Consider the following 23220-nt stretch of genomic DNA (forward strand, 5'->3'; position numbering starts at 1 on the left):
TAAAGGACGGTTTTAAAATGTGTGGTTATTGTATAGAAGGCGCCTATTTTCTCAAATTTATTGATGTAGAGATTAATATAACAGATCCATTTATTCATTCAGTTTATATGGAAGAAAATGAAAATTTTATTGAAGAATTAAATACGATAAAAGAAGGTTGTAATATTGTATCTTTATCTGATTTTGCTGAAATATGTATTATTTATTGTAGAATACTTGAAAAATTAATTTTAGAAAATAAAAATTTTTACTACATATTGCAAGATAATCATTATATTGAGTTCGTAAATAGAATTAATATCATAAATGCAAATAGATGTGAATATAGATTTTTAAATAATTTTATTATAAAAAGATTGTGTAGCGATAAAGAATATTGTAAAGAATTTCTACAGGATAAAACAAAGCTAATTGATGTTTCGACAAAAATTTTAAAAGACTATTGCAATTTCTGGCTCTTTGGACAAGAAAAAGAGACAAGCGATCCAAATAAAAGACTGTCAGAAAAGGGAATTATGGATCCAGTTGAAAATACCACACCAGAGGATTGGGAAAAATTTTATTCATCATTTCCTATTGTATTTTTAGCCTTTTTACTTCTTGAAAAATACACTAAGAGATCAAAAATAATAAAACATATTGCCTTAAATCAGCCACATGATGTTCCAGACTTTCCAGGCCTTGATCTTTGGCTCCAAAGAAGGGCATTTTGTAAATGTATAAAAGAATATGATTATCACTTTTATTTAAAACATTATAAAACAACAAGACTGGAATTATTATATTATTCTATATTTAAAAACGCTATTTCTAGGAAGGATTTACTAGTCCTTAAAAATCATCTTTTAAACAATAGTAAAAAATATTGGGGATATACAATAGATTCAGAGATGGTGATAGAACTTATTAATAAAAAATTAATGGCAGATTGATTTTCTATCTTACTAATTCAGAAAGCTCCGAAGATATAAAAAATAATCAGAGAAAAATTATTAAAGATTTTGAACCTTTTTTTACAATATACGCTTTACCAGTAAAACTGTAATGGTACATGTTGCATAATACTAATTAAGAATTACCTGATATTATTAAAAGAGGGGATGTAACAAAACAGTCTCTGTTACATCCCTCCATTTTTAACATATCCAACCTCTATTTTAATACCAATGTTTTAAATCTATTTTTACAAGCTTTTATTACATCAATTATTCAGGACGAAATTCCTTTTTTATAGATTCCTTAAATATTTCACTAAGAGATAAAGTTTTGTTATTTAAAGTTAATGTATCTAGACCTTTAAGCCAATTATTAATATCTTCTAATAACATTTTAATTGAATGTTTGAATGTAGATAATAAAGTAAAATAATTATAAATATAAAAAGATTCATCATCCTCATCTTTCTGATATAAATCATTTTTATTTAAGTGATTGTATACATGATACAGATTAAATTCATTATTATTAAATTGTCCTATTAAACTAAATTCTATCCCTTCATCATATAAAAAGTATTCATTATCGTACGCTATTGTCATACAAATATTATCTGTAAAATTATATTGATAAAAATTATCCCAATCTTCTATTTTCTCTTTTTCCCATTTTCTATTGTCTAAATATTCTAATAAATTTATTTTCTTATGCTTTGTAAGTAAATTATCTATTAAAAATTCATCATACCATGTTTTACATAAATTAAGATTTCTTTTCATAATTAATTTATATACATCTATCCACTTATTACTTTTTATCTTACTACTATCAATAGTATTATTCTTCCATTCATTACTGCAACAAGACATTCTTAATACATTCTTATCTTTCAATTTTTCATATGGTGGTCTGTCAGAATCACCTTTATTCATTTCATAAGGCCATGCTCTGAGATTACCTATTGAATTATACCAATCTTTTAAGGTTTTCCTTATGCCTTTTTTTCTTTTAATATAACTTTGAGGGAATAAATGATCATAGTCAAAAGGCATATTCGTATCATCCAGCATAAATATTTTTTCATCAAAATATTCATAAAGAAATTTCCTTTGACAAAATAAAAGTAAATCCTTTTCAAATGCAAGTTTCTTAAAAAAATTGAGTTCAGTCCCTAATCTATCTATCTCAGCTTGTTTAGAATTACCCTTTATGTTTAACAGATTATTTATTTTTTTTGTAAATTGTTTCTTGCTAAGAACATCAAGCAAAACCTGTTGTTCATCATATTCCAATTTACCCCTTTGCACTGTTTCCCATGACCAAAATCTTTCTGTATCTAAACGTGTAAGAGCAGGAAAAATGTTTCTAAGAAGTTTAGAATAATCTCTCAGTGTTTCTCCTTTTCCTAGCCAAGTAAACATGGTAACTATCCCCAACATTCGTCTATGTAGATCAGATTCTAGGACAAATCTATCTTTTGAGATATATACTCTATAAAGCAACATAAACATTATTTCAGGAGCCATATTACTTAAGCGACAGACAGTAACAAAAGGCAGTCCAATTTTATTATCTTCGCTATATTTTAAGATATACTCTACATATTCTAAAATTGTTTTCTGTTTATCATTAATATTTATAATTCTATCATCAATTAATTCTAAAATAACTTTTTTAAATTCATCAAGTGAATTTTGTATTTCTTTTTGAAATTGTCTTGGTTTTATTGATAATCTTGGAAATTTATTTTTTTTTTACTAGCATCCCATAACCAATACGCTATTGTTATAAATCTAGACGGTCTAAATAATTTATTACATGCCTTTTCAATCTTATTTTGTAACTCAGAATCAATACGAGATTTTAAAATAGAATAATTTAATTCTTCTGCTGTAAGAGGAGTTCCTGCTGAATTTAATCTAATAAATAAATTTTCTATATCATCTATTGTGTCATCATTATGGATATTTTGTTGTTTTAACAGTGCGGAAAAATCTATATATATAGCTGGAATTTTTTTTACATTACGTATCTCATTAACTAATTCATAAATATCTTCAATTTTATAACATTCTATTTCTTCTTTGTTTCTTTCTTGCCCATTCCAGTATTTACGTTCCCATTCTTCAAGACTTTTTTTCAAATACTCTAAATTTGATGCGTTCATAAATAAATCCCATGGATATGGTTTGACTGCATCATAAGGATAAAAATTTTCTAAGGGCATTTCATAATATTTTTCTATTTTTGTATTATGCTTTTTACCTATTTCTTCTAATGCTTCTCTTATTTTCCTAACCTCCAGTGTTCTGGTATTATCATTTTTTTGATAACCCCAAGGATGAGAACGGGTTATGACTCGAAAAATATATTTTCTTGTATCCTCTCGATTAGGTTTTGCCAAATCAATAAATATTCGCATATTTTTTGTTGGTAATTTTAAGATATCTCTTTGAATATTCTCATTGTTTCTATGTAACATACCTAAGCAAATCGCAGTAATTCTCTGTTGTCCATCCAATAATTCAAAAAATTTTTGATTGTTTTCTTGCCTTGGATGCAAAACAATTGAACCTATAGGATAGCCACGCAACAGAGAATCCCATAAATTTTCTATTTGATATGGACTCCATACAAAGCCTCTTTGGATAAGTGGCAATTTTATTTTGCCATCAATAAAATAAGTATAAATGTCATTTAATGAGAAAGTATCTTTTTGCATTTTGCATACCTCCATTATTTATATATATTTGTCAATAATACTTTAACTAATTCTAATTAATTTAAATTTATCCTAGTTAAAAAGTAATCATCATAAAGCTTATGTAAAAACCAACAATGATGTTGTCCCTTTAACTTAGGGTTCAAGGCGACATTATGATTATTTCCATCGGCTATTCCACTATAAGACAGTGTTCTAAAATGCCTCATATCATATTTAAGGAATTCAAACCCTGAAGCAAGTTCTTTTGAACCGGAACAGAAACATATTTCAAGGTCTATCTCATAGTCGTCTATATCATAAGTTCCATCTTTTATTCCTTTCTGTATTTCCTTCTCATATTGGCGGGATAAATTAAAAATTTTATGTTCAAGTTTAACTAATTCTGTATTAAGGTATTTAATTTTTTCTATTTGATAATTAGTCAACATATTCATTACCATTAAATTTTTTTATACGCCTGCAATAAGTCACTTTTTTAGGGCACACTTTGAATATTTTGTTGTATGCTTGCTAAAAAAACTAGGAATTTGTTCCTGTCATTTAAACCAGTTAGTCCATTATTATTCCTCTTTTCATTTCTCTTCAACCGAAAAACGACATAAAAAACAGGCTTATCTAACATTTGGGAGGGAAAAGGAACAAATATGAATATGGGTGTGAACAGTACTGACCTCACGTATAACATTATTGAGTTTGTTTTTCAAAGAAAAATATTTAAAATCGGGCACATCCCAGAGAATGTGCCCAACTCATCTTATCCCATTAACTCATGGTTTTTATGCGGACTTCTTGAACAGTAGCCACTAAATGGTGATGAACTTTTTCTACCACAAAACTTACAAACATATCCAGCCATTTTCTTTACCTCCCATTGTAATTTTTTAGTTTATAGAGTTTATCCCTTTGATATAGCTTTATTTGGATGAACCGGGCACCTAAATGTTAGGTGCCCAAATAAGTGCTAATCTTCTATAAAGGTATAAGCTTTTTTAGCTATTTCATATATTTTTCTTGCAACATCTTCTGGATTTATTTTGCCCTGTACTATTTCTTCCAGAGGAATACAGTCAACTTCCACCTTTTCCTCTCCCCATTCATCATGGTAAAGATGGATTTTCCCTCCCAATTTTGATTTCAGTTGTTTTAGTGTTTTCCAATTTTCATCATAATCACCAGAACCAAAATATTCCAAATAAATACTCAATACAGCTTTCTCAGGCTCAGGTGGCCAGAGATAGATGCCTATGGTTATCTCTTTATCCCTGTCTTCCTCTTCTTCTTCTTCTTCCTCCTCTTCTTCCTCTTCATCCCAATCATCTTCTTCATCTGTATGGTCCTCAAAATCCTCCTCCTCTTCTTTATGTTCTTCCCCCAAATCCAATCCTGGTTCATTTTTGCTTTCTTCCTTTAGAAATTCCCAGTATGCCCTGCCATTTTCTTCCTCAATTTCTGCTGGTGCAAGTAATGCTTCTTTATCAAGTTCTTCCACTTTCTGGGCAATAGCTTTTAATAAAGCTTCGATTTCATTTATGGCTTTTTCCTTTTTAGTAATCCAGTTAATTGCATCCTGACTTATCATAGATTACACCCTCCTTAAAATAAGTTTTAATGGCCTGATAAATTGAAAAAAGCTTAAACTTTTTCCCCTGCCATAAAAAGTTTAAACTCTATTATATCTCTTTTTTTCTTTTTAAACAACCGCAAAACGACAATAGTATGTCGCAGAAAATAAAAAATTTTTATTTTGGAAGGATTATTATCCTAAAAAAAGAGGCTTATAGGGATGGCGTAAAGCCCCTCTCCAAAAGGTAGGATGCGTTCACCAGTATAAATAACAAAACCTTTTACTTTTTGTTTAGAAGCAGACTGAAAGTCAATAATATGTTTAAAATCCATTTTTGATACTGTTTTTGAAAATTTGACTTTAATAGCAAGAAGTTTTTCGCCTCTTTTTACAATAAAATCTATCTCTTTTCCTTCCTGCGTTCTGTAAAAATAAAGCTCTGTTGGAATGAATGAATATTTGAGTGCTTTTAAAAGTTCACTAAAAACAAAGGTCTCAAAAATAATTCCTTTATAAGGTGAATTAAGAAATTCTTCCGGGGTTAAAACTCCAAGTAAATAAGGTAACATTCCACTATCAATAAAAAAAACTTTTCCGCTTTTAACAAAGCGCTTTCCTATATTTTCGCTGTATGGCTTAAGGAAATGGACTATGTACACCAGTTCTAAGAGTTTAAGATAATTGTCCAGAGTTTTAATGTCAGTTCCGCTTCCTATAGCAATATCTGTCTTTTTTAAGATCCCAGAACTTCTTGAGGCAAGTAAATTTAACACCTTGAAAAATTTATCCATATTTCTAAGCTCACCAATGTCCCTTACATCTCTTTCAATATAAGTAGTTATATACGATGAAAACCAGATATATCTTCCTTTTATTGAATCCATGTTATTTACTTCAGGATAACCTCCAGTAAGAATTCTCTCTATTAATAAGTCTTCATCAATTCTGGTAGGCTCTTTTTTAAATTTTTCCTTAAACAAAATTTCTAAAATATCTTCTGCCTTACCATTTATTTCTTTACAGGTTAAAGGAAAAAGTTCTAAAATTGCCGTCCTTCCAGCAAGGGTATCAGCAAGATTTTTAAAGCCAAGAATACTGGCAGATCCGGTTAAAACATAGCTCCCTTTCTTTCTAGTCAAGTCCACATCTTGCTTTATTGTAAGCAAAACTTCAGGAACTCTCTGAACTTCATCTATAATTACGGGCTTTTTAAGGGATCTTATAAAGGAGATTGGATCTTCTTTGGCAGATAAATAAGTAGTAATATCATCAAAAGTTATATAATTATCAAAAAGCTTCATCACAAGAGTAGATTTTCCAACACGTCTTGCACCAGTGATAAGTACAACAGGAAAATTTCAAAAGCTTCTTCTACTAAAGGTTCAATTATGCGTACAAACATAAAGCATACTCCCAAAATTTTTGGGAGTATAATACCATATTTTTTAAAAATGTAAAGTTTTGAAAAGTTACCCGAAAAATAAAGGTGACATGCCTGATATGTTTACTTTTCGCTTTCTTTATGATTAGTGATTAGTGATTTGTGATTAGAGGACAATGGCCATGCAAATAAGGTTCTATGTTCTATGCTGAATGTTTAACCTTTCAAAAATCTAAAGTCTAGAACTTACAAGTTGTCAAGTTGTTTTAATTTTTCCTCAAATTCAGATAAAGAATCCACTCTAATGGCTAATTTATGCAGGCTTTTTAAAACCTCTCTATTCACAATTCCCTTAATTTTAACAGACAAATCTGGCTTAATAAGTCCAAATCTCTCTATTAAAGCCTCAAGAACCATTTCTTGGGCCTCTAAAATCATGCCTTCCATTCGACCTTCCATACGACCTTGTTCTATCCATTTTTCTGCAAGTGTCGGCATAATGATTCGTGATTCGTGATTAGAGGAAATGGGCCATGCAAATAATGTTTAACCTTTCAAAAATCTAAAGCCTAGAACTTAGTAGTTGTCAAGTTGTTTTAATTTTTCCTCAAATTCCTGTATGGAATCTACTCTAATAGCGAGTTTAAGCAAACTTTTTAAAACCTCTCTGTTTACAATTCCTTTAATTTTAACAGCTAAATCTGGCTTAATAAGGCCAAACCTCTCCATCAAGGCCTCGACAACCATTTCCTGGGCCTCTAAAATCATGCCTTCCATGCGACCTTCCATTCGTCCTTCCATACGTCCTTGTTCTATCCATTTTTCTGCAAGTGTTGGCATAATATCTGCCCCCTTTCCTATTTGTTTTATTGCCTTTTTTATATCCTTTTCATCTATTTTGTCAGTTGCACTCCCTATATAGCGAAGTAGCGTTTCCAAATATTGAAGTGGTGTACTACTCTCGCCAAGGTCTTTAAAAAGACTAAAAATTCGCTCTAGATGTTTGCCTGGTTCAGGTCCTGTAAGGTATTTAAGGGTCATTAAAGTAGCCTTTAATATCACCTTTCCTTTGATCTCTTCATCAGATATAGAGGATAGGTCGTAAAGCAAATAATTAAAGTCAGGTATATAACTATCTAACTCTTTTTCAGTCTCTCCAAAAAGATCAGAAAAGTTTGTTTTTATTGTCCATTTTCTGTAACCATTGTAGAGGACTAAGGGAATAATAACAGGTAGAGTAGAAGATTGATTTTGTTTGAGATATAGATCCCAGATTTTGACCATGTATCTGAGAAGCTGCAAAGCAGTGAATCTTTGCGGGATGCTTTTATGCTCAAAAAGCAAATAAATAAATCCATCTCTGGAACTTATCTGGACTTCATAGAGTAAATCAGAGAAATGTCTTTTTAAATCTTCATCCACAAAGGAATCTTTGACAATGGCCAGAGAATCAAAATCAATTAATTTGCAGATATTTTGAGGCAGATAATTTTTTAAGAAATCCTCAGCCTGCTCTTTGTGTGAGAAGATCTCCTTCACAAAGGCATCATGAGGGTTCTGTATGTATTTTTTCTCCATAACTTTTTTATTAAAACACTAGTTAATAAATGGCAAGAGGAGTTTGGTAAAAGATGGCATCTTACAAAAAATATCCAGATAACATTATGATATAACATGAATTTTAACCTAAAAGAAGGAGATCTGACACCCTTTCGCTCACTTTGGAGTTAAAGACAAAAATGGTGACAGGCAAATAATGCTAAACTCAAAGAAAGTGAACAATACCTGCCCTCCCCTTTAATGTGAGATAAAAATTTTATTCTGTTCACTGTTCACTGATCACTGTTCACTTTATAGTCAAGTTGTTTTAATTTTTCTTCAAATTCAGATAAAGAATCCACTCTAATGGCCAATTTATGCAGGCTTTTTAAAACATCTCTATTTACAATTCCCTTAATTTTAACAGACAAATCTGGTTTAATGAGGCCAAACTTCTCTATTAAAGCCTCGAGAACCATTTCTTGGGCATCTAAAATCATGCCTTCCATTCGTCCTTCCATACGTCCTTGTTCTATCCATTTTTCTGCAAGTGTTGGCATAATATCTGCCCCCTTTTCTATTTGTTTTATTGCCTTTTTTATATCCTCTTCATCTATCTTGTCAGTTGCACTCACTATATAGCGAAGTAGCGTTTCCAGATATTGAAGTGGTGTATTACTCTCGCCAAGTCCCTGAAAAAGATTGAAAATACGATCCAGATATTTGCCTGGTTCAGGTGTTGTGAGATATTTTAGAGCCATTAAAGTTGCTTGTAATATCACCTTTCCTTTGATCTCTTCATCTGATTTAGAGGATAGGTCGTAAAGCAAATAATTAAAGTCAGGTATATAACTATCTAACTCTTTTTCAGTCTCTCCAAAAAGCTCGGAAAAGTTTGTTTTGATTGTCCATCTTCTGTGACCATTGTAGATGACTAATGGAATAATAACAGGTAGAGTAGAAGATTGATTTTGTTTGAGATATAGATCCCAGATTTTGACCATGTATCTGAGAAGTTGCAAAGCAGTGAATCTTTGCGGGATGCTTTTGTGCTCAAAAAGCAAATAAATAAATCCATCTCTGGAACTTATCTGGACTTCATAGAGTAAATCAGAGAAATGTCTTTTTAAATCTTCATCTACAAAGGAGTCTTTGACAATGGTAAGAGAACTAAAGTCAATTAATTTGCAGATATTTTGAGGCAAATAATTTTTCAAAAAATCTTCAGCCTGCTCTTTGTGCGAAAACACTTCCTTAACAAAGGCATCATGGGGATTTTGAATATACCTTTTATCCATAAATCTTTTTATAAAACACCTTTTATAAGGATGGCAAGAGGAGTTTTGTATGGATTTTCAAATTCATTTCAATTAGTTGTTAATTTTTTATCAAAAAAATGAAAAAATTTGAGGTCTAAAGTAGCATAAATAGCGTTAGAAAAATGGAAGAGGATTTTTGTCCTAAAAAATTCTTAAAATAAGGAGATATCACAATGACTACAAATTTTGGAAAGGTAAAAGTTATTGGTTTAGGTGGCGCTGGGTCTAATTTTATAAAATATTTAATGTCAAAAAGTATAAAAGACATAGAAGTTATAGCGGCCAATACAGATAAGGACTCATTAAAAAAGCTAGAAGAAAGATTTAAAGTTCCAGTAATACGGTTTGGACACAACTTTGATTTAAACGACGGAGCCAAAGGCGACCCTGAAATTGGCTTAATGGCAGCACGAGATAGTTATGATGAATTAAAAAAGTCTTTAAAAGGTTCGGATATAATTTTTATTCGGGCAGGCATGGGAGGAGGAACAGGCAGTGGAGCAAGTGTAGTTGTTGCTGAAATCGCAAGAAAAATCGGGGCAATAACAATAGCGTTAGTGAGCATGCCTTTTTATTTTGAAGGCCCAAAAAGAAAGAAAGTAGCTGAAGATTGGTTTGAAAAATTAAGACAAAAAGTGGATGGAATAGCAATTTTGCCAAATGATATTTTACTAAAAAATCAATCAAAAAATAAAGGGTTTCAATCTGTATTGCAAGAGGGAGAATGCTATTTTGAAGATATTATCAAAGTGCTTACTTATTCATTAAAACAAAATAGAAAATTTTTATTAAATTTTTTTAAAACCGAAAATTCGTGTTTTATTGGTGCTGGACACGATTGGGGCATAGATGGATTAAAAAATGGTGTAATTAATGCTATTGAATCTTTAAGTAATTTTAATAATATTGAAATAAAACATTTAAATCATGCCATTATTTTAATTTATGGGAAAAAAATAGAAAATAAGAAGGGTATAGAAGTTATAAATGATTTACTTAACTCAATAAATAAAGAATTAATATGTAATGAAGATAATGAATTTGATGATGATGAGATAAGGTGTGTGATTATAACAAAATAAAAAAGGAGAAATTATTATGAAAGATATATTATCTAATAAAAGACCAATTTTTCAATTGGGACATCCACATATTTATTTAATAGAGAAAATAGATTTTACATCTGATGGAAATATTTTTATTTCTGGATGTGATAGAGAGATTAGGTGTTGGGATGTAAAAAGTGGAAGATTGTTTAGAAAGATTAAATTTTCTGAGGATGAAAGATTACTATCTCTGACGGTCTTTGAAGAGGAAAAGATTGTTTGTATTTTAAAACATATAGATGGAAAAATTAATATAAAATCCTGGAATATAAAAAGCGGAAGGATTATTACTGCTCTTACTCTCAATAATTATCCATTTTATTATGATTATTGGGCCTGTTTTAATAATGATGGAAGATTTGCATGTATTTATAGATGTGAAAAGAAAGAAATAATCAGAAAGGATGAAGAATTTATACTCTATAAAGATAAAATAGAAATAATTGACTCCAAAACAGGAGAAAAAATCAGAACTTTTAATAAATACGCCACAAACTATATTAATTTTATCCCTAATTCAAGTATAATAGCACTTACATCTATAAATAAAATAAGACTATTTAATATAGATACAGGAAAATTTCTAAAAGCTTTAAAAGTAGAGGATGAAATAGAAACCATTTCCTTTGATAATGGAGGAAAGCTCGTATCTATTGGTATAAATGATAAGGTTGAAGTGCGAAATATAGAAACAGAAGAGCTAATATCTATTTTAAAAGGACCTTTTAAAGGATTGCGAGATATGTGTTTTAGTCCAGATGGAAAATTGATTGCCGTGTTAGATAAAGATTACAAAATAAAAATATGGGATATGTATACTGGAAATTTGCTTGGTGTATTAAAAAAATCTCATGAACTTATGACCTTTAATCCTATGGGAGATATACTTGTATCTACCTGGTGTAATGCAATACAACTGTGGGATGTAAAGTCAAAAGAATTATTAAGAACCATTGAACCATCAGAGGATATAAATATAGTAAGATTTAATCCTCAAGGTCAAGGATTTGTTACACTTCAAAAACAAGGTTTTGTTACTTTGTGGAATTTAACTGATGGAAATATAATAAAAATACATGATAAAGATACTTCAATGGTGACATTTAGTCCTGATGGTAAATTTATTGCTACAGGTAAAAACAATAAAAAGATAAGTCTCTGGGAAACCAAAACAGGAAAATTAGTAAAGAGTTTTTCATTTGCAAAGGCAAAAGAAGAAGTTTGTTTTGTAAGTTTAAACAATAAAATTATTGTGTTTGCATCTGATTGGATAATAATCTTCTGGGATATTAAAACAGGGAAATGGATTAAATTCTTAGATAGAGGAGCCAATCGAGATATATCTATTAGGTTTAGGAAAAAACCTCATTTTGAAAAGATTATTAAAAGTGAATTTTGTGTAACTTCTCCAGTGAAATTTTCGCCTGATGGCAATTTTTTTGTTTTTGCAAGTAAAGAAACTATACAAATTTGGGATTTTAAAAAAGATATATGTTCAAAAATCCTTAAAGGACATTACTCTGATATATTTCTAGTAGAATTTATTTTTAATGGTAGAGTTCTTATATCTGGGAGTAGAGACGGAACAATAAATTGCTGGGATATAAAAACAGGGAAATTACTCAAAAGTTTAAAAATGAGCCTTTATCCTGATTTAAGACTGGTTTCATGTTCTCTAAATGGCAAAATATTTATGTTAAATAAAGATAGGGAAATAGAGGTATGGGATGTAGAAAAAGAGAAAAGAGTTTGGGTGGTTAATGGAAAGTTTGATAGGGAAATTTGCCTAAGTTGTAGTCCAGATGGAAGATTTTTACTAATCGGTAATATAGACGGTACTATAGACCTATGGGAGGTAGAAACAGGAAAACTAAAAGCGACTTTTGCCAGTTTTCCTGATGCATGGGTGTGCATAACCCCTGAGGGTTATTTTTCAGGAGGCGGAAATTTTGAGAAGTACCTTCATTTTATTGATGGGGAAAATAGGATTTATGAAGTCAGCCAGCTAAAGAATGAGTTTTACAGGGCTGATTTGATGGAATCTTTAATTAAAAGAGAGTAAATATTGAAAAAGGGTGAGGGAGTTTTCTTCCTTGCCCTTGGTCAAATTTATTTATATTTAGACTGTGGTATAGTTTAAGAGGAGGTGTCTTTCTTTTATTTTTTGCAAATTGAAGTAAATTTATAAACAACTAAGGAGAAGAAAAAAATGGAAGTAGCCATAAAGTTTAACTCTGAGAGTTATTTCAGATCTATTGATAGATTTTTTAAGGAACTGAAAGATTTTTATTCAAAGGTTCAAACAAGTTATGAAAGAAGGCTTACAAATTTTTTTCAGCCACTCATCTTCAGATATCAAGTGGCAAAAGAGTTAAAAAAACAAACTGATAGGTACTTGGCTTCTAATTTTAATTTGATTGAAATTATAGGACCTGATGAAAATAAACTGTCAGATATTATAGCCTTACTCATAGATCCCAATGGTACGCATGGGCAGGGAGAAGTATTTCTTGAAAAGTTTTTAAAAGAGATAAAAAAACAAACAGAAAGTCCTCAATTGCAAAATATTAATTCGCTTTTATCTTGCAAAATCTCCGTTTCAAGAGAAAGTTTCACTACTCAAATAGAAAATCAAAATAGAAGGATTGATTTAATAGTTGAGTTCAAGAATCAAAAGAACAACAAAAACCCTGCTTTTATAATAGGTATTGAAAATAAGCCCTGGGCAGGTGAACAGGAAAATCAATTAGATGATTATAAAGAACATTTGGACAGAATTTCAGGAAATGAGTATCTGCTTATTTATCTTTCAGGTTTAAAGAGAAAAGCAGTGAGTATTAAACCGCAAACAAAAGAACGACTTAAACAAAAAGGAAAATTTTTGGAAACAAGTTATTATAAACTTTTAATTCCGTGGCTAAAGAAATGTATTAAAGAGTGTGAGGCCGATAAGGTAAGGTGGTTTTTAAGAGATTTTGTAAATTGGATCCAAAATAACTTTGAAGAGGAGGTTTAAGATGAGGGAAGAAAAGAAGGAAATAATTAAAAACTATCTTCTTAATGAGAAGATTTCAGAAGAGGAGCGCAAAGAACGATTTGAGATTGCATGGGATATATGGGAAAATTTTCTCTTAATATGTGAAGACATTAAAAAAGAATTCTTCCAAAATCATATTCAGCCGGAAATAAAAAAGCTTTTTGGAGAGTCTTTCCTTATAAGAGATTTAATTTTTAGAGATAAAGTTTGCTACTTAAATGTAGTTTTAGTAAAGAGGAACTGGTTAATTAACAATAATCCTTTCTATGTTATAAAGCTTAATCATGATGAATGTGGAAATTATACGTTAGGATTAGAAAGATGGATTAATAACAACATCACAAAAGATATTCTTAAAGATATTCTTAAAAAGGAAGAAGAAATAAAAATTTTTGTTTCTTCTAAAGGAAAATTTGATTCTGTTACTCAATGGTGGAAATTTAGAAAACGCTTTCATGGTAGTCCATCAGATGATGGAAAATTAAATTTTATTTTAAGCCTTCTTTTAACTCCTGAAAAAGAAGCTAATATTCTTAAAGAAGAATTTACACAACTGCACAACTTGTTAAAAGAAAAGATAAATGAACAATTTACATTAGAAGAATTTATTGACGATATTGTAACACATTATAAATAATGTTTTATAAAAATCTGAAATATTCTTTCTAGGAGATAGGAAAAAAATGAGGGCGGGCAAATAATATTGAAAGAGACCAATGTCTGCCCCCCCTTCTAACTTAAGGTGGAAATTTTATTCTGTTCACTGTTCACTCTATAATCAAGTTGTTTTAATTTTTCCTCAAATTCCTGTATGGAATCGACTCTAATAGCGAGTTTAAGCAAACTTTTTAAAACCTCTCTATTCACAATTCCCTTAATTTTTACAGCTAAATCTGGCTTAATGAGGCCAAACCTCTCCATCAAAGCCTCAATGACCATTTCTTGGGCATCTAAAATCATGCCTTCCATGCGACCTTCCATTCGTCCTTCCATACGTCCTTGTTCTATCCATTTTTCTGCAAGTGTTGGCATAATGTCTGCCCCCTTTCCTATTTGTTTTATTGCCTTTTTTATATCCTTTTCATCTATTTTGTCAGTTGCACTCTCATGGAATAATAACAGGTAGAGTAGAAGATTGATTTTGTTTAAGATATAAATCCCAGATTTTGACCATGTATCTGAGAAGCTGCAAAGCAGTGAATCTTTGCGGGATGCTTTTGTGCTCAAAAAGCAAATAAATAAATCCATCTCTGGAACTTATCTGAACTTCATAGAGTAAATCAGAGAAATGTTTTTTTAAATCTTCATCCACAAAGGAGTCTTTGACAATGGTAAGAGAACTAAAATCAATTAATTTGCAGATATTTTGAGGCAGATAATTTTTTAAGAAATCTACAGCCTGCTCTTTGTGTGAGAAGATCTCCTTCACAAATGCGTCATGAGGGTTCTGTATGTATTTTCTCTCCATAATTTTTTATTAAAACATCACTTAATAAATGGCAAGAGGACAAAAATGGGGAGAGGCAAATAATGCTAAACTCAAAGAAAGTAAACAATACCTGCCCTCCCCTTTAATTTGAGATAAAAATTTTATTCTGTTCACTGTTCACTCTATAATCAAGTTGTTTTAATTTTTCCTCAAATTCCTGTATGGAATCGACTCTAATAGCGAGTTTAAGCAAACTTTTTAAAACCTCTCTATTCACAATTCCCTTAATTTTAACAGACAAATCTGGTTTAATGAGGCCAAACTTCTCTATTAAGGCCTCGAGAACCATTTCTTGGGCCTCTAAAATCATGCCTTCCATTCGTCCTTCCATACGTCCTTGTTCTATCCATTTTTCTGCAAGTGTTGGCATAATGTCTGCCCCCTTTCCTATTTGTTTTATTGCCTTTTTTATATCCTTTTCTTCTATCTTGTCAGTTGCACTCACTATATAGCGAAGTAGCGTTTCCAAATATTGAAGTGGTGTATTACTCTCGCCAAGGTCTTTAAAAAGACTAAAAATACGATCCAGATATTTGCCTGGTTCAGGTGTTGTAAGGTATTTAAGGGCCATTAAAGTAGCCTTTAATATCACTGTTCCTTTGATCTCTTCATCAGATATACTGGATAGGTCGTAAAGGAGGTAATTAAAGTCTGGTATATAACTATCTAACTCTTTTTCAGTCTCTCCAAAAAGTTCGGAAAAGTTTGTTTTTATTGTCCATTTTCTGTAACCATTGTAGATGACTAATGGAATAATAACAGGTAGAGTAGAAGATTGATTTTGTTTGAGATATAGATCCCAGATTTTGACCATATATCTGAGAAGTTGCAAAGCAGTGAATCTTTGTGGAGTGCTTTTGTGCTCAAAAAGCAAATAAATAAATCCATCTCTGGAACTTATCTGGACTTCATAGAGTAAATCAGAAAAATGTTTTTTTAAATCTTCATCCACAAAGGAGTCTTTGACAATGGCAAGAGAATCAAAATCAATTAATTTGCAAATATTTTGAGGCAGATAATTTTTTAAGAAATCTTCAGCCTGCTCTTTGTGCGAGAAGATCTCCTTCACAAATGCGTCATGAGGGTTCTGGATGTATTTTTTGTCCATAAATTTGTGATAAAACACATTTTAAAGGATGGCAAGAGGATATATAACATAAACTTTGTAAATCCTTATTTTAGACAAGAATCTTGAAAAGATGGAAGGAAATGAATAAGAGTAGCACAGGCTCCCCCTTGAGGAGCTTTAAAGGGTGTTGAAAAGGAGGATTGTTATGACCAGAGAAGAGGCAGTAAAAATCCTACACGAGCACATACATGAAAAGTCCTTGAGAGTGTTTACATTTAGATAGAAATATAATATAAGTTATCCCAACCAAAATAATGGGAGGGAGAAAATGGTTGTATGCAAGCATTGTAATTCAACGCAAGTCGTCAAAAATGGTTTTGTTCGTAAAAAACAGCGGTATCTCTGCAAGAACTGTTCACGAACTTTTGTGATAGGAGATGCAAGGAGAAAAGAATCTCTGAAAGTAAAAAAAGCCCTTGCAGTTATTCTTTATTCTCTTGGTAAAGCATCATTTGGCTTTTTAGCTAAATTATTTGGAGTTTCTCGTTCATTGACTTACCGATGGATAAAAGAGGAAGCCGAATCACTTCCAGAACCAGTTATATCTAATGAGATAAAAGAAATAGAATTTGATGAGATGTGGCATTTTATCCAGTCAAAAAAAACAAAATATGGATTATCAAGGCGTTGGATCGTAGCAGAGGGCGAACTATTGCCTGGGTTATCGGCAATCGTGATGCTTCAACCTTCAGACGGTTATACAAAAAACTTGAACAATTGAAGGACTGTGTTTTTTATACAGATGATTGGGAAGCTTTTAAGAAGGTGTTGCCGCGAGAGCGCCATATAATAGGAAAAAGAGGAACAGTAACAATAGAAAGAGATAATAGCAATACAAGACATCATCTTGGACGAATGACACGTAGGACGAAAGTTGTATCTAAAAAGGAAGAAATGGTTCATGCATCAATGAAATTATGGCATGCATTAACTGATCCTGAAATTTTTGCCCAATATCAGCAAAGATTTTTATCTATCTTTAGGTGAACACTCTCAAGTCCTTGATTTTTCATTCACTTGAAACAGAAGCAGTGATGAGAAAACTTGCAAAACACCTTTCAGAAGATGAAGAGATGTGGGGTGTAGTGGGTCTTTTGCACGATATTGACTATGAACAAACAAAGGAGCATCCTGAAAAACACGGCATTATTGCAACTAAAGAAATATTAAAAGACAAACTTCCAGAACATGCATTGTACGCAATAGCAGCCCATAGCTATGAAAACACAGGCATTCAGCCCAAGTCAAAACTGGACTTTGCCTTAAGATGCTCTGAGACTGTAACTGGACTCATCAGGGCAAATGCCTTGGTTAGACCTACAAAAATGCAGGACATGAAGGTAAAAAGCGTGAAAAAAAAGATGAAGGACAAAGGCTTTGCAGCAAATGTATCTAGAGAAAGAATAAAGGAATGTGAAAAAATAGGCCTTGATTTAAATGAATTTTTGCAGATTGCAATCTCTGCAATTTCTGAGATTGCCAAAGAAGTTGAATTGGCATAATTATTTTTTTATTTTATGATTTAAAAATCAATGAATATAGGACACTTTCCTGAAAATTAATTGTGGTAATTGAACTAAGCTCTATGCCAATGGCATCAACTGAAGGCCTAACATAATTTGGCATTAAACATTTTTTATGGGTTTGAAAGGAACAATTTGTACATAAATTGCAACTACCAGGAAATAGGGAAAATGCATAAGGATTACCTTTGGAAAAAAGCTCCTTTTCCCTATTTAATAAGTAAAAAATGATGTTTCTTTTATCCTGTTCAAAATTTTCCCTGCTGACAAAAAATTTTATTAAAATGGCTTTGTTATAGCTTTTAACCCACTCTTTGGTCTCTTTCCAAGAAGGGACAAAAGGAGGGCACGAAGGACGCATTCCATGCATGGGACATGATAAACACTTCCACACAGGTCGGGGAGATACCACTATTTCTGCTGTTGAAATCTCTTTTTCAAAGATTATTTTTACATTTGAATTCATTTGTTTTATATTAAACAATTAACCACTAATTTACAATAAATTTTTTGCAAATTAAATCATGAACCCAAATTGTATTTTTTGTAATATAGAAAATCTTCTTAAAACACATATAATATATTCTGGAGACAACTTATATGCAATATTTGATAGCTATCCAGTATCTCCAGGACATGCACTCATTATCCCTAAAAGACATATCCAATCCATATTTGAGCTCAATCACAAAGAGTTAGACGAGCTTATTCATGTGTTACCAAATGTAAAAAAATCCATTGAACAAAGAGATTTAAAGAAACTATACATAAATTTTTTGACAAATTCTAAAGACAAAAAAGCAATCCTTTTCTATAAAAAGATGTTAAAAAGACTTGAGAAAAACTCAAAAATTGAAGGATATAACATAGGAGTTAATCAAGGAAAAGTGGCAGGTCAAACCATCAATCATCTACACATCCACATTATCCCACGCTATCAAAAGGATGTGCCAGATCCAATTGGGGGAGTAAGAAATGTAATACCCGAGCTCGGAAATTATAAAAAAATAAATATTAAATGAAATCAATAAGTTAATTAAAAAAAACTAAGATAAGCTACATCATTTGTCCTGTCTTTATCAAAAAATACTCGCCAATTAATATGAGTAAAAATGCAAGAAATTTCTTTATCTTTTCCATCCATGTGCCGGGTTTTGGCAGAGATGTTAAAATGCCAGAAAAGGTCCCTACAATAACTAAAAGCATACCCATTCCCATTGAAAAGGAAAACATTAGTACACTGCCCCACAAAATACTTTTTGTGGAAGCCACGTAAAATAGAATTGCTCCAAGTATGGGCGTAGTACATGGAGATGTAATAAGACCCGAGGCTGCACCCACTAAAAATGCACCTAAAATACCTTTTTTTTCTGAATTTTTTGGAGAAATAACAGGCAAATGGATTATATCTAAAACATTTAGGCCAAGTAGTAAAAAAAGATTGCCTACACAAAAATAACTTATTGGATTTGTGGCGATCCTGCCAAAGAGAGTTCCTGTTATGGCAGCAAATATCCCTAAAAGAGAATACACAACACCCATTCCCATAACATAAGAAAGAGACATAAAAAAGGAATTGGTTTTAGAAGTATGCACTGACTTTGAACCCACATATGAGGCAACAACTGGAATAAGTGGATATACACAGGGAGTTAAGCTAGCAAGCACTCCCCCTAAAAAACACAAAAAGGCAGAAACTAAAATGGATTTTCCAATAAATGAATTTAATGTGGTAACTATTGTATCAATACTCATATATATTGATACCCCATCTCTTCAATTAGTTCATCTATATCCTTATCTTCTGAAGACTCTAGCTCCTCTTTTGCACTTTTGAGTCTTTGTTTTATATAAGGGTCTGCCAATTCTTTTACTGATCTAAGCCCCCCACCCCTTCTTCCAAGACGAAATAAAATCCTATCTTCATCTGGAAGAGATAAATACTCGTCAATTACACCTAACATTTTCTCCTTATCTTCAGGAAATTTCCCTTCCACCTCCTCAAGTAAATTTGCAATATGATCTGAGGTCAAAGTACTGGTTATACCATCCAAATTTTCAATAAATAGTCTGATTTCCTTAACTACTTCGTCTTCCGTGAGTTTTTTAAAATCCCCTTTTTTATATTTTACGAAAAGTGGAGTGCCAGGAATAATGTGCAAGGTACGAAGTCTTATAAAATCAGGATCAATTTCATTTATAACTTGAGCTGATAATAGAGCATGTTCTTCCCATAAATCTTTTCCACCAAGTCCTGGCATTAAGTATTCTGAAAGGGTAATACCAGCTTGTTTTACCTTGTGTCCTGACGAAATAAGTTGCTTTGCAGTTATTCCTTTTTTTACAAGTTTAAGAACCTTATCAGACCCTGACTCCATTCCAACATGAATTCTGGTAAGACCAGCGTCTTTTAATTCCTTTAGTTCTTCCAGACTTTTTCTCGCAATAGTGGATGCCCGACCATAAGTTGTAATCCTAGTAATTTGCGGAATTTTTTCCTTCAAATACCTAATTGCCTTAACCAAATGGTCAGTCTTCATAATAAGGCTATTTGCATCTTGTATAAAAACAGTAAAATTTCCGCGATATGCCCAGGCTGCAACATGTTTATATAGTTCATTTAAATTAGGATCCCTCAAAATCTCTGATATAAACTCCCTTGTTAACTCACCACCATATCCATGTTTCCAAGATCTTTCTTTCAGGTCATCTAAAATAAATCTAACTGCATCAATATCCCGCAAAATTTCCTTTACAGGCCTACTAGAAAATCTAGTCCCCTTATACACAGGACAAAATTCACAATTATTCCACGGGCAATTCCTGGTAAACCTTAGAAGCAAACTAAATGCTTCACTAGGTGGTCTTATAGGACCTTGTTCAAAAAGCATGTCTTGCATGTCTCCTCCTCCTTTTTTATCCTCATATTTTTACTGGATACTTTCCCCAATCCTTCTCTGCTGAGATCCATTTAATCATTAGCTTCTAATCCTTAAACCTAGCTATGTAAAATATAACTTAACTTTATCTCTTTAAGTTTATTTATATTGCCTCTCTTTGCCATTATTCCAAAATTTATGACGTGTTTAAAAGAAATCTTTGAACCTTCTGTATTTTAAAATTGACATACACTAATTTGTAGCTCATTATAACAGACCATGTATGTTACTCCTTTGCAACTGTTTTTCTGCGCACTAGGTATGGCATTTATTTTAGAAGGCATGATTTATTTTCTGTTTCCCGTGGATCTTAAAAAATTCTTGGAAAACATATCCGAAATACCCTCTTCTGCCTTTAGAAATTTTGGCCTATTTGCAATGTTAATTGGGCTGGTTATAATATATTTTACCATCAGATAAAAGATTTTTAACAACTAATATCCATTTCCTTCTCCTTTGTAACATCCAAAAGTTTTTTGATTATATGGGAGCTTTGGCTATATAGAGATTCACTATTCCAAAGGTCAGGGGAACATATGATACATCTCTAAAACCGACCTCCACAAGTTCCATTTGTAAGTTTTTGGCCAGGGGAAATTTTTTTATTGTTTCACTAAGATAGGTGTAAGCTCTCGGATCTTTGGAAATTAGGTTTCCAATTTGAGGTAAGAGATGGTTTAAGTAGAGATTATATAGGCCAAATAAAATCTTTTTTTTGGTTGATGCAAACTCTAAAATCAAAAATTTTCCCCCAGGTTTAAGTACCCGTAATACCTCTTTGTATGTCTGAGACCTGGGATTAATATTTCTAATACCAAAGGCAATTGTTACAAAGTCCACGCTTGCACTTTTAAAAGGAAGATTTTTGGCATTTCCACATAGGGCAAATATCTTTGATTTATTGATTTTTTTCTTTCCCTGTTTGAGCATTTTTAAGGAGAGGTCAATTCCAAATATAAATGGATTATTGTTCTTAAACCTCTTTTCAATTTCTTTTGCCACATCCATTGTGCCTGTTGCAAGGTCTAGAATAATAGGATTTTTTTGTGTGGGCTCCATGAGTTTGACAAGTCTTTTTCTCCAGTAGATATCAATTCCCAGGCTTAAAAAGTGGTTTAAAAAATCGTACACCGGCGCTATTTTAGAAAACATCCCAGCTATTAAATAGTCCCTGGAATTTTTAGAGCTGTTATTTGTCGTCATCTTGTTCTTGTATACTTATAGGAGTAGCAATGGTTTGTAAGACCTCTTTATAGATTGGGGCAAAAAATTGATCAAAGTTTGTTGGAGAGATCCTTCCAATTTCAATAAATTTAACTATGATTTCTTTTGTTACCTGAACTGCCATTTTTTTTATTTCTTTTTCTTTCATTTTACGGAACCTTCAAGGAGTTTGTATAAAATTACGTAACTCTTGTTATATAAAAAATCCGTCCGGATTGGGGAAATGGCCTGGCCTCAACCACCTGGTCATATTCCGGACGGCAAAAAAGGAAGAGAAACCTGCTTGGCACCCCTTCCTTTTTTAATCCTCTTCTTCAAGCTCTTCTTCTAATGCCTTTATCTCTTCTCTAACAATCCTGGCAGCTTCAGCTGGTACCAGTCTGTGAACTTCTTCTATTAATTCTTTTTTTAAATCATCAAAAAAGTCTTTAATATTCTCTTTTAGCGTTATTTTTACTTCCTCAATTTTTGTAGATATATCTTGAATCTTTTTATTAACTATTTCTACTGAAGCTTTAATATCATCTGTTAGTTCATGAAATTTATTTAATATATTGTCAATAGCTATCTCTTGTTCACTGCTTTGCTTTTCCCCTCTAATTTCTTCTAATTTAGAAATAATAGTTTCTTCTAATTGAGAAAATTTTGTTTCAATGTGATGGAGTTTATTTTCTAAGTTTATAACAATTTCATCTAATTCTTTTTTATCTTTTTCTTCTGAAAGGACTTCTGGCTGCTGCTCTTGCTCGACTTCATGTTTTTCTTCTTTGTGTTCTTCAATTTTCTCTTCTACTTCTGCTGTTTCTTCATGTTCTTCCTGCGTTTTTTTATACTCTATGTCTTGAGAAGGAGCCTTCTCTTCTTGCTCCTCAAAAAGAGAATCTATATCTTCCTGGGATACTGGTTCAGATTCTTTCTGAGTATCTAAATTTTCTTCTTTCCGCTCTTTTTCTGTATCAGGTGATATATCTTTTGTTGTTTCTTCCTCTCCTTCAACACTCAAATCTTGGTCCAATTTTTCAAAAATAGAGTCTATATCCAACTCCTCATCTTCACTTTTTTCAGCATCTGTCTCATTTGAACCTGAAGATTCATTTCCCTCTAATAAAGCGTCCAGCTCTTCATCCAAAGATTTTTTTTCGCTTTTATCCCCCACTTGTTCTAGGTCATTTTCTACGTCATCTAAAAGTTCTTCTAAGTCCTTATCCAAATAATCTTTTTCTCCAGTACCATTTGTATCATTTTCTTCTACAATATCTGTGAGTTCTATGACGTCTTCTTGTTTTTTTGCCATGAAATTCTCCAAAAA

At 31.7% G+C, this 23220-nt stretch carries 27 protein-coding genes; 10 read left to right on the forward strand and 17 right to left on the reverse strand.

All coding sequences use genetic code 11. The features are described from left to right. The first annotated feature begins 17 nt into the window (after positions 1 to 17). Positions 18 to 932 carry a hypothetical protein gene (locus tag ACYQ1E_RS04210; RefSeq protein ID WP_459875627.1) on the forward strand — a complete coding sequence of 305 codons (915 nt, stop codon included), beginning with the start codon at positions 18 to 20 and terminating at the stop codon, positions 930 to 932. Between the two features lie 273 nt (positions 933 to 1205). Here ACYQ1E_RS04210 and ACYQ1E_RS04215 read toward each other — a convergent pair whose 3' ends face one another. The 8 genes from ACYQ1E_RS04215 to ACYQ1E_RS04250 form a co-directional block, all read right to left on the reverse strand. Continuing rightward, the gene (locus tag ACYQ1E_RS04215) at positions 1206 to 2441 is read right to left on the reverse strand and encodes a hypothetical protein (RefSeq protein WP_459875629.1); all 1236 of its coding nucleotides are present in this window, start codon (positions 2439 to 2441) and stop codon (positions 1206 to 1208) included. 218 nt (positions 2442 to 2659) lie between these two features. Continuing rightward, positions 2660 to 3658 (reverse strand): GmrSD restriction endonuclease domain-containing protein, encoded by a 999-nt coding sequence (locus ACYQ1E_RS04220; RefSeq protein WP_459875632.1) that lies wholly within the window; start codon positions 3656 to 3658, stop codon positions 2660 to 2662. Positions 3659 to 3714: 56 nt separating this feature from the next. Beyond that, complete coding sequence (locus tag ACYQ1E_RS04225; protein WP_459875635.1) at positions 3715 to 4089, reverse strand: hypothetical protein; 375 nt, start codon at positions 4087 to 4089, stop codon at positions 3715 to 3717. A 533-nt stretch (positions 4090 to 4622) separates the two neighbouring features. Further along, the gene (locus tag ACYQ1E_RS04230) at positions 4623 to 5240 is read right to left on the reverse strand and encodes a hypothetical protein (protein ID WP_459875638.1); all 618 of its coding nucleotides are present in this window, start codon (positions 5238 to 5240) and stop codon (positions 4623 to 4625) included. A 182-nt stretch (positions 5241 to 5422) separates the two neighbouring features. Continuing rightward, positions 5423 to 6526, reverse strand: a complete 1104-nt coding sequence (locus tag ACYQ1E_RS04235; protein ID WP_459875641.1) for an ATP-binding protein — start codon at positions 6524 to 6526, stop codon at positions 5423 to 5425. A gap of 326 nt (positions 6527 to 6852) precedes the next feature. After that, a complete protein-coding gene (locus ACYQ1E_RS04240) occupies positions 6853 to 7104 on the reverse strand; it encodes a hypothetical protein (protein ID WP_459875645.1) in 252 nt (83 codons plus the stop codon). Between the two features lie 78 nt (positions 7105 to 7182). Beyond that, positions 7183 to 8184 carry an Rpn family recombination-promoting nuclease/putative transposase gene (locus ACYQ1E_RS04245; protein ID WP_459875648.1) on the reverse strand — a complete coding sequence of 334 codons (1002 nt, stop codon included), beginning with the start codon at positions 8182 to 8184 and terminating at the stop codon, positions 7183 to 7185. A 254-nt stretch (positions 8185 to 8438) separates the two neighbouring features. Then, entirely contained in the window at positions 8439 to 9443 is a 1005-nt protein-coding gene (locus tag ACYQ1E_RS04250) for an Rpn family recombination-promoting nuclease/putative transposase (RefSeq protein WP_459875651.1), read from the reverse strand. A 194-nt stretch (positions 9444 to 9637) separates the two neighbouring features. On the opposite strand from ACYQ1E_RS04250, the gene ACYQ1E_RS04255 reads away from it, so the two are divergent. The 4 genes from ACYQ1E_RS04255 to ACYQ1E_RS04270 all read left to right on the forward strand — a co-directional run bounded on the left by ACYQ1E_RS04255 (position 9638) and on the right by ACYQ1E_RS04270 (position 14244). Beyond that, positions 9638 to 10546, forward strand: coding sequence for an FtsZ/tubulin family protein (locus tag ACYQ1E_RS04255; protein WP_459875654.1), 909 nt, complete (start codon positions 9638 to 9640; stop codon positions 10544 to 10546). 16 nt (positions 10547 to 10562) lie between these two features. Then, positions 10563 to 12632 (forward strand): WD40 repeat domain-containing protein, encoded by a 2070-nt coding sequence (locus tag ACYQ1E_RS04260; RefSeq protein WP_459875657.1) that lies wholly within the window; start codon positions 10563 to 10565, stop codon positions 12630 to 12632. Between the two features lie 147 nt (positions 12633 to 12779). Next, complete coding sequence (locus tag ACYQ1E_RS04265; RefSeq protein ID WP_459875659.1) at positions 12780 to 13586, forward strand: PDDEXK-like family protein; 807 nt, start codon at positions 12780 to 12782, stop codon at positions 13584 to 13586. A 1-nt stretch (position 13587) separates the two neighbouring features. Continuing rightward, on the forward strand, positions 13588 to 14244 hold the full coding sequence (locus ACYQ1E_RS04270; RefSeq protein ID WP_459875662.1) for a hypothetical protein: 657 nt from the start codon (positions 13588 to 13590) through the stop codon (positions 14242 to 14244). A 95-nt stretch (positions 14245 to 14339) separates the two neighbouring features. On the opposite strand, the gene ACYQ1E_RS04275 is transcribed toward ACYQ1E_RS04270, so the two are convergent. The 3 genes from ACYQ1E_RS04275 to ACYQ1E_RS04285 form a co-directional block, all read right to left on the reverse strand. Further along, on the reverse strand, positions 14340 to 14639 hold the full coding sequence (locus ACYQ1E_RS04275) for an RpnC/YadD family protein (protein WP_459875665.1): 300 nt from the start codon (positions 14637 to 14639) through the stop codon (positions 14340 to 14342). A gap of 73 nt (positions 14640 to 14712) precedes the next feature. Then, positions 14713 to 15075, reverse strand: coding sequence for an Rpn family recombination-promoting nuclease/putative transposase (locus ACYQ1E_RS04280; RefSeq protein ID WP_459875668.1), 363 nt, complete (start codon positions 15073 to 15075; stop codon positions 14713 to 14715). A gap of 103 nt (positions 15076 to 15178) precedes the next feature. After that, positions 15179 to 16204 carry an Rpn family recombination-promoting nuclease/putative transposase gene (locus tag ACYQ1E_RS04285; RefSeq protein ID WP_459875671.1) on the reverse strand — a complete coding sequence of 342 codons (1026 nt, stop codon included), beginning with the start codon at positions 16202 to 16204 and terminating at the stop codon, positions 15179 to 15181. Positions 16205 to 16493: 289 nt separating this feature from the next. On the opposite strand from ACYQ1E_RS04285, the gene ACYQ1E_RS04290 reads away from it, so the two are divergent. From ACYQ1E_RS04290 to ACYQ1E_RS04300, 3 genes are read left to right on the forward strand one after another with little or no spacing between them, the layout of a single operon-like run. Then, positions 16494 to 16946 (forward strand): IS1/IS1595 family N-terminal zinc-binding domain-containing protein, encoded by a 453-nt coding sequence (locus tag ACYQ1E_RS04290; RefSeq protein WP_459875674.1) that lies wholly within the window; start codon positions 16494 to 16496, stop codon positions 16944 to 16946. Next, positions 16853 to 17212 carry an IS1 family transposase gene (locus tag ACYQ1E_RS04295; protein WP_459874973.1) on the forward strand — a complete coding sequence of 120 codons (360 nt, stop codon included), beginning with the start codon at positions 16853 to 16855 and terminating at the stop codon, positions 17210 to 17212. Before ACYQ1E_RS04290 ends, ACYQ1E_RS04295 begins: the two co-directional genes overlap by 94 nt. Further along, positions 17209 to 17727, forward strand: coding sequence for an HDIG domain-containing metalloprotein (locus ACYQ1E_RS04300; protein ID WP_459875677.1), 519 nt, complete (start codon positions 17209 to 17211; stop codon positions 17725 to 17727). The genes ACYQ1E_RS04295 and ACYQ1E_RS04300 overlap by 4 nt, the downstream gene beginning before the upstream one ends. Positions 17728 to 17740: 13 nt before the next feature. Here the strand turns inward: ACYQ1E_RS04300 and ACYQ1E_RS04305 are convergent, their stop codons facing one another. Further along, positions 17741 to 18214, reverse strand: coding sequence for a DUF2284 domain-containing protein (locus ACYQ1E_RS04305; RefSeq protein ID WP_459875679.1), 474 nt, complete (start codon positions 18212 to 18214; stop codon positions 17741 to 17743). Positions 18215 to 18272: 58 nt separating this feature from the next. On the opposite strand from ACYQ1E_RS04305, the gene ACYQ1E_RS04310 reads away from it, so the two are divergent. After that, positions 18273 to 18770 (forward strand): HIT family protein, encoded by a 498-nt coding sequence (locus tag ACYQ1E_RS04310; RefSeq protein ID WP_459875682.1) that lies wholly within the window; start codon positions 18273 to 18275, stop codon positions 18768 to 18770. Positions 18771 to 18804: 34 nt separating this feature from the next. On the opposite strand, the gene ACYQ1E_RS04315 is transcribed toward ACYQ1E_RS04310, so the two are convergent. Then, complete coding sequence (locus tag ACYQ1E_RS04315; protein WP_459875685.1) at positions 18805 to 19503, reverse strand: cytochrome c biogenesis protein CcdA; 699 nt, start codon at positions 19501 to 19503, stop codon at positions 18805 to 18807. Then, positions 19500 to 20648, reverse strand: coding sequence for a radical SAM protein (locus ACYQ1E_RS04320; protein ID WP_459875688.1), 1149 nt, complete (start codon positions 20646 to 20648; stop codon positions 19500 to 19502). Before ACYQ1E_RS04320 ends, ACYQ1E_RS04315 begins: the two co-directional genes overlap by 4 nt. 258 nt (positions 20649 to 20906) lie before the next feature. Between ACYQ1E_RS04320 and ACYQ1E_RS04325 the strand changes: the two genes are divergently transcribed. Beyond that, positions 20907 to 21107: a DUF2065 domain-containing protein gene (locus ACYQ1E_RS04325; RefSeq protein WP_459875691.1), complete on the forward strand. Its 201-nt coding sequence runs from the start codon at positions 20907 to 20909 to the stop codon at positions 21105 to 21107. A gap of 60 nt (positions 21108 to 21167) precedes the next feature. On the opposite strand, the gene ubiE is transcribed toward ACYQ1E_RS04325, so the two are convergent. From ubiE to ACYQ1E_RS04340, 3 genes are all read right to left on the reverse strand, one after another. Next, positions 21168 to 21890: a bifunctional demethylmenaquinone methyltransferase/2-methoxy-6-polyprenyl-1,4-benzoquinol methylase UbiE gene (gene ubiE, locus ACYQ1E_RS04330; RefSeq protein WP_459875693.1), complete on the reverse strand. Its 723-nt coding sequence runs from the start codon at positions 21888 to 21890 to the stop codon at positions 21168 to 21170. Then, positions 21877 to 22059, reverse strand: a complete 183-nt coding sequence (locus tag ACYQ1E_RS04335; protein ID WP_459875695.1) for a hypothetical protein — start codon at positions 22057 to 22059, stop codon at positions 21877 to 21879. The genes ubiE and ACYQ1E_RS04335 overlap by 14 nt, the downstream gene beginning before the upstream one ends. Before the next feature lie 153 nt (positions 22060 to 22212). Further along, the gene (locus ACYQ1E_RS04340; RefSeq protein WP_459875698.1) at positions 22213 to 23205 is read right to left on the reverse strand and encodes a hypothetical protein; all 993 of its coding nucleotides are present in this window, start codon (positions 23203 to 23205) and stop codon (positions 22213 to 22215) included. Positions 23206 to 23220: the final 15 nt, after the last annotated feature.

Source organism: Desulfothermus naphthae, assembly GCF_054657475.1.

Bases quoted from the DNA above. Each gene is read 5' to 3' on its own strand.
- ACYQ1E_RS04335 (WP_459875695.1), bottom strand. From the start codon at position 22,059: ATGAAAGAAAAAGAAATAAAAAAAATGGCAGTTCAGGTAACAAAAGAA.
- ACYQ1E_RS04325 (WP_459875691.1), top strand. From the start codon at position 20,907: ATGTATGTTACTCCTTTGCAACTGTTTTTCTGCGCACTAGGTATGGCA.
- ACYQ1E_RS04270 (WP_459875662.1), top strand. From the start codon at position 13,588: ATGAGGGAAGAAAAGAAGGAAATAATTAAAAACTATCTTCTTAATGAG.
- ACYQ1E_RS04260 (WP_459875657.1), top strand. From the start codon at position 10,563: ATGAAAGATATATTATCTAATAAAAGACCAATTTTTCAATTGGGACAT.
- ACYQ1E_RS04315 (WP_459875685.1), bottom strand. From the start codon at position 19,503: ATGAGTATTGATACAATAGTTACCACATTAAATTCATTTATTGGAAAA.
- ACYQ1E_RS04245 (WP_459875648.1), bottom strand. From the start codon at position 8,184: ATGGAGAAAAAATACATACAGAACCCTCATGATGCCTTTGTGAAGGAG.
- ACYQ1E_RS04320 (WP_459875688.1), bottom strand. From the start codon at position 20,648: ATGCAAGACATGCTTTTTGAACAAGGTCCTATAAGACCACCTAGTGAA.
- ACYQ1E_RS04210 (WP_459875627.1), top strand. From the start codon at position 18: ATGTGTGGTTATTGTATAGAAGGCGCCTATTTTCTCAAATTTATTGAT.
- ACYQ1E_RS04250 (WP_459875651.1), bottom strand. From the start codon at position 9,443: ATGGATAAAAGGTATATTCAAAATCCCCATGATGCCTTTGTTAAGGAA.
- ACYQ1E_RS04340 (WP_459875698.1), bottom strand. From the start codon at position 23,205: ATGGCAAAAAAACAAGAAGACGTCATAGAACTCACAGATATTGTAGAA.
- ACYQ1E_RS04235 (WP_459875641.1), bottom strand. From the start codon at position 6,526: ATGAAGCTTTTTGATAATTATATAACTTTTGATGATATTACTACTTAT.
- ACYQ1E_RS04225 (WP_459875635.1), bottom strand. From the start codon at position 4,089: ATGTTGACTAATTATCAAATAGAAAAAATTAAATACCTTAATACAGAA.
- ACYQ1E_RS04255 (WP_459875654.1), top strand. From the start codon at position 9,638: ATGACTACAAATTTTGGAAAGGTAAAAGTTATTGGTTTAGGTGGCGCT.
- ACYQ1E_RS04285 (WP_459875671.1), bottom strand. From the start codon at position 16,204: ATGGACAAAAAATACATCCAGAACCCTCATGACGCATTTGTGAAGGAG.
- ACYQ1E_RS04275 (WP_459875665.1), bottom strand. From the start codon at position 14,639: ATGCCAACACTTGCAGAAAAATGGATAGAACAAGGACGTATGGAAGGA.
- ACYQ1E_RS04240 (WP_459875645.1), bottom strand. From the start codon at position 7,104: ATGCCGACACTTGCAGAAAAATGGATAGAACAAGGTCGTATGGAAGGT.
- ACYQ1E_RS04280 (WP_459875668.1), bottom strand. From the start codon at position 15,075: ATGGAGAGAAAATACATACAGAACCCTCATGACGCATTTGTGAAGGAG.
- ACYQ1E_RS04215 (WP_459875629.1), bottom strand. From the start codon at position 2,441: ATGTTGCTTTATAGAGTATATATCTCAAAAGATAGATTTGTCCTAGAA.
- ACYQ1E_RS04220 (WP_459875632.1), bottom strand. From the start codon at position 3,658: ATGCAAAAAGATACTTTCTCATTAAATGACATTTATACTTATTTTATT.
- ACYQ1E_RS04230 (WP_459875638.1), bottom strand. From the start codon at position 5,240: ATGATAAGTCAGGATGCAATTAACTGGATTACTAAAAAGGAAAAAGCC.
- ACYQ1E_RS04290 (WP_459875674.1), top strand. From the start codon at position 16,494: ATGGTTGTATGCAAGCATTGTAATTCAACGCAAGTCGTCAAAAATGGT.
- ubiE (WP_459875693.1), bottom strand. From the start codon at position 21,890: ATGACGACAAATAACAGCTCTAAAAATTCCAGGGACTATTTAATAGCT.
- ACYQ1E_RS04310 (WP_459875682.1), top strand. From the start codon at position 18,273: ATGAACCCAAATTGTATTTTTTGTAATATAGAAAATCTTCTTAAAACA.
- ACYQ1E_RS04265 (WP_459875659.1), top strand. From the start codon at position 12,780: ATGGAAGTAGCCATAAAGTTTAACTCTGAGAGTTATTTCAGATCTATT.
- ACYQ1E_RS04305 (WP_459875679.1), bottom strand. From the start codon at position 18,214: ATGAATTCAAATGTAAAAATAATCTTTGAAAAAGAGATTTCAACAGCA.